At 51.0% G+C, this 4,882-nt stretch carries 3 protein-coding genes; 2 read left to right on the top strand and 1 reads right to left on the bottom strand.

The genetic code is table 11. The annotated features are described in order from the left end of the window. Positions 1-75: 75 nt before the first annotated feature. Positions 76-753 (bottom strand): energy-coupling factor ABC transporter permease, encoded by a 678-nt coding sequence (locus AC5M9B_RS04490; RefSeq protein ID WP_070655333.1) that lies wholly within the window; start codon positions 751-753, stop codon positions 76-78. Between the two features lie 148 nt (positions 754-901). Between AC5M9B_RS04490 and AC5M9B_RS04485 the strand changes: the two genes are divergently transcribed. Together AC5M9B_RS04485 and greA are read left to right on the top strand one after the other, a co-directional pair. Further along, a complete protein-coding gene (locus tag AC5M9B_RS04485) occupies positions 902-4,042 on the top strand; it encodes a DNA translocase FtsK (protein ID WP_455007511.1) in 3,141 nt (1,046 codons plus the stop codon). Positions 4,043-4,238: 196 nt separating this feature from the next. Further along, positions 4,239-4,715 carry a transcription elongation factor GreA gene (gene greA / locus AC5M9B_RS04480; RefSeq protein ID WP_455007501.1) on the top strand — a complete coding sequence of 159 codons (477 nt, stop codon included), beginning with the start codon at positions 4,239-4,241 and terminating at the stop codon, positions 4,713-4,715. Positions 4,716-4,882 lie beyond the last annotated feature (167 nt).

Below are 4,882 nucleotides of genomic sequence, written 5' to 3'. Positions count from 1 at the left end.
AAGGCCGTATGCTACCGCATACTGGCCTTTTTCTGTTAGGGAAAGTTGCACTTCAAATGCGAATCCGCCGACCTTTTACCAAATCTTATTTGACGGTTTCAGGTAGCGTCCGTCATCAAACGTATTAATCCACTGCGGCCTTAACGCAATAAAAATAGCAGCGGTAATACCGCTTAAAAACGCTTCCGCCCATGCAATGAGGAAAAACACGGGAAATGCCGTACTCCACAATGCCGTTTCAGGAAAAGCCCGCACCCTGTCCAATATGCCGACCAAAACACCCCCGGTCAGCAGCATGCCCGCTGCGGATGCTAAAAAACCATTGACGAAAATGAAGATAAAAATATTGGCGGGAAGCCGGTTGACCCAAGCGCGCGACAGCAAATTGACCGCCAGCGCAGGCAGAAACAACGCAAGCGCATTGACCGGATAAGCCTGCCAATCTGAGCCGAATATCCAAACATAGGGCAAATACAGCAACGCACAGACCCAAAATGCCAGCGGTACACCGAGCATCAAGGCAATCAGGTTTACCGCCAACAGATGGTAGCTCATTCCCGCAAGCTGCCCGCCGTCAGGGGTGGCATTCAAGCTCCAGACCGACGCCAAAATAATCCCTGCCAATGCGGCTGCCGAACCATGTTTTCGAAAATCACGATAAGCCTGCGGCGCGGATAATGCCAACAATAAAACCAACACGCACCACGCAGCAGCCAAAATTAAACCCGAAAACCATCCCGTTTGGAAAAGCATATATCCTCAATGTTTAAAAAGCGTTTCAGACGACCTGATTATAGTGGATTCGCACAACCGAAAGGAAACAAAGCCTTGTCGGTTTTGTTTCATCCTGAAAAGCGTTAGAATAACGGACTTTGCTTTTTTGACTCGGGAAAATTTCAATATGTTGTGGAGCGTGCTGATTATTATTTTATTGCTTGCCATCGGCATCGTGTTTTTACTGCACAAAAAACAAGAACAAGATTGGGAACGCGAGCTGGTCCGTCTGAAACGCGGCAGGGATTTTGACGAAAATCCGGACGAAGCATACGAACTTGCGGAAGAAGCAAAAACCGCAGGCAACAAAACCATCGCCCGCCAGCGTCTTTTGGCGGCGCAACACGACTATAAGAGACGTACGCAAACGCTTTCAGACGACTCCTCTTTCTCTCCAAGCTCGCTGGCGGAGGCTATGGGCGCATTCCAAGTTTCCCCTTCCGTACAAGAAGATGCGGCAGATTCATCGCCCGCATACGAAACGTCGTCTGAAACCGATTTCGAGCCGGAATACCTCCACGAGCCTAAATTTCCCGCAACGCCTGACAATCCTCTCCCCAAAGTCCGTCCAAATGCCCACAAACCTGAGCAATATCCGGAAATCGTACCGTTCGAAACGTCCGATACGCCGGAATATACGCCCGGCTTGGTAACGGGCGGCGCCCTCGAAGAGATTACTTTGGAAGAAGCCACCCGCTCTCTGACTGAAGCCGCCGTTCAAGAATGGGAAGAGCATCAAACCGCCAAACAAAACCCCGTTGCCATCACCGCTGAAAGCGAACCGGAAATCCGTTTGGTGCGGACATCGATTACACCGATGAAAGGTTTGGAAGTCATTGATTTCAACGACCCTGTCTTACGCCGTACGCGCGAACGTGTCAAATCTTATGTGGATAGCATCCATCTGGAAAAAGCCGGCCGACCACATATCGAAACGGCACAAACCGCTTTGCGTACTGCCGAACGTGAATCCGTCCCCTCTACGGCCAACTATTACGGTCAAAAAGACGAAATCAACGTCATCGACATCCAAAACAATCTCGCCATGCGCCGTGCTGCTCGCGACAAACTTGCCGCAGCCGTTGCCCCTGTGCGCGGATACCAGCCTCAAATTATTGAAGATGAAGATATTTTTGCCAATCTGAAACTGCCCGCAAACCGCCGCCGCACACTCAAGCACTCCGAAGCTGCCGCAGAAAAAATAACCCGTCGCCAACTGTCTCAACAAGAAGCAGAAAGTGTTGAACAATCAACGGCGAAACCCACCTCATCCTTTACAGCAAGAAGCCAAGCTCCTGTTCTCAGCCGAAAAGCGGCGGTTCCCGCCAAACTGTCCCGCGCCGTTCGTGAAAACACTTTCATCTCCCGTCCGCCCGCTCCTGACGCAACCGTTATCGAACCGCCTCCCGTCCCGCCGGTACCGGCACCTGCGGTCGATATTCCGAAACCGCCCAAATTTGATATACCTGAAAACAAAATCGACATTCCCGAACCGCCCGTGTTCCGTAACCATCCGTCCGTTTCCGTATTTGAGTCGGAGGTTAACGCACACATCAGCAACAATCCGGAAATCTCTATACATGATTACCTGATTCGCGAATCGGCAAGCGACACAATTAATGACGTTGATTCCGAAGCAGACAACGATACCGTGGATGTATTCGGACACGACCTGCCACATGAGCAAACGTCGTCTGAAAATATTGAAACCAATGAAACACCATGGTTTGACGGCGACGATGATTGGGACGCGGCTTCGGACGACCTTACCGACCCGCAGACGAACAGTATCCATCTGCCGACTACCGCCCTGCTCCTCCCGCCCCAATTCGACCCTGCCGCTACGCAGACCGAAGAAGAATTGTTGAACAACAGCATCACCATCGAAGAGAAACTGGCGGAATTCAAAGTCAAAGTCAAAGTCGTGGACTCTTATTCCGGTCCGGTGATTACGCGTTACGAAATCGAACCTGATGTCGGCGTGCGCGGCAATTCGGTCATGAACCTCGAAAAAGACCTTGCCCGTTCGCTCGGTGTTGCCTCTATCCGCGTTGTCGAAACCATACCCGGCAAAACCTGCATGGGCTTGGAGCTGCCGAACCCGAAACGCCAAATGATACGCCTGAGCGAAATCTTCAATTCGCCCGCGTTTGCCGAATCCAAATCCAAGCTGACGCTCGCGCTCGGTCAGGACATTACAGGTCAGCCGGTCGTTACCGACTTGGGTAAAGCACCGCATTTGCTGGTTGCCGGTACGACCGGTTCGGGTAAATCGGTCGGCGTTAATGCTATGATTTTATCTATGCTCTTCAAAGCGACACCTGAAGACGTGCGCATGATTATGATTGACCCGAAAATGCTGGAATTGAGCATTTACGAAGGCATTCCGCACCTGCTCGCGCCCGTCGTTACCGATATGAAGCTGGCGGCCAACGCGCTCAACTGGTGCGTCAACGAAATGGAAAAACGCTATCGTCTGATGAGCCATGTAGGCGTGCGCAACCTTGCGGGCTTCAACCAAAAAATCATGGAAGCCGCGGCACAAGGTATGAAAATCGCCAACCCGTTCAGCCTGACGCCCGACAATCCCGAACCTTTGGAAAAACTGCCGTTTATCGTCGTCGTGGTTGACGAATTTGCCGACCTGATGATGACCGCAGGCAAGAAAATCGAAGAACTGATTGCCCGCCTTGCCCAAAAAGCCCGCGCAGCAGGTATCCATTTGATCCTTGCCACGCAACGCCCCAGCGTCGATGTCATCACAGGTCTGATTAAAGCCAACATCCCGACACGCATCGCCTTCCAAGTATCCAGCAAAATCGACAGTCGCACGATTCTCGACCAAATGGGCGCGGAAAACCTGCTCGGACAAGGCGATATGCTGTTCCTGCCGCCCGGTACAGGCTATCCCCAACGTGTTCACGGTGCATTCGCTTCAGACGACGAAGTACACCGTGTGGTCGAATATCTGAAACAATTCGGCGAGCCCGATTACATTGACGATATTCTGATGAGCGGCACAACCGACGATCTGCCGGGCATCAGCCGCAGCAGCGACAGCGAAGTTGACCCGATGTATGACGAAGCAGTCTCTGTCGTTCTGAATACGCGCAAAGCCAGCATTTCCGGCATCCAGCGTCAATTACGCATCGGCTATAACCGTGCCGCCCGCCTGATTGACCAAATGGAAGCAGACGGCATCGTTTCGCCTGCCGAAACCAACGGCAACCGTACCGTTTTGGCACAAAGCAGCGAACATTTGGACTAAAGCCACACCAAAGTAGGAGAAAAGCCGATTGCCGTTGCAGTTTCCCCTGGTTTTGGTACAATACCGCCATTCATTCTTACACAGACAAGCCGCCGAGATTTAGGCGGCTTGTATTTTTATTTTCATTTTGCGGATTATATTTACCGCGTATTTACCAGGCAAAAGCAGCCAAACGCTTTTGCGGAGACGACAAACCATGCAAAAAATTCCATTGACCGTACGCGGCGCAGAATTACTCAAACAAGAATTGCAACGCCTCAAAAGCGTCGCCCGTCCCGAAATCATCGAAGCCATCGCAGAAGCCCGTTCACACGGCGACCTGTCTGAAAATGCCGAATATGAAGCCGCCAAAGAAAAACAAGGTTTCATTGAAGGCCGTATTTCCGAGCTGGAACACAAATTGTCCATGGCGCACATCATCAATCCTGCCGAAATCCACGCAGAAGGCAAAATCGTCTTCGGCACAACCGTAACTCTGGAAGATTTGGAAACCGAAGAACACGTTACCTATCAAATCGTCGGCGAAGACGAAGCGGACATCAAAGAAGGCAAAATCTACGTCGGCTCCCCCATTGCCCGCGCCCTAATCGGTAAAGAAGAAGGCGATGTCGCCGAAGTACAAGCCCCCAGCGGCGTTCGCGAATACGACATTATTTCGGTTCAATATATCTGATTGTCCTGAATATTATTGATATAAAAGGTCGTCTGAAAATCAAGGAAAATGGTTTTCAGACGACCTTTTCAGCATTCTCTCCCTAATTGCTGCTTAAAAGGAAAGATATAGTGGATTAAATTTAAATCAGGACAAGGCGACGAAGCCGCAGACAGTACAAATAGTAC

It is taken from the genome of Neisseria flava, assembly GCF_982712965.1.
Note: the sequence above shows the minus strand (reverse complement) of the source record. Positions and strands in the feature narration are given on the sequence as shown.

Coding starts and splice junctions, on each gene's coding strand:
- greA (WP_455007501.1), top strand. CDS start 4,239: ATGCAAAAAATTCCATTGACCGTACGCGGCGCAGAATTACTCAAACAA.
- AC5M9B_RS04490 (WP_070655333.1), bottom strand. CDS start 753: ATGCTTTTCCAAACGGGATGGTTTTCGGGTTTAATTTTGGCTGCTGCG.
- AC5M9B_RS04485 (WP_455007511.1), top strand. CDS start 902: ATGTTGTGGAGCGTGCTGATTATTATTTTATTGCTTGCCATCGGCATC.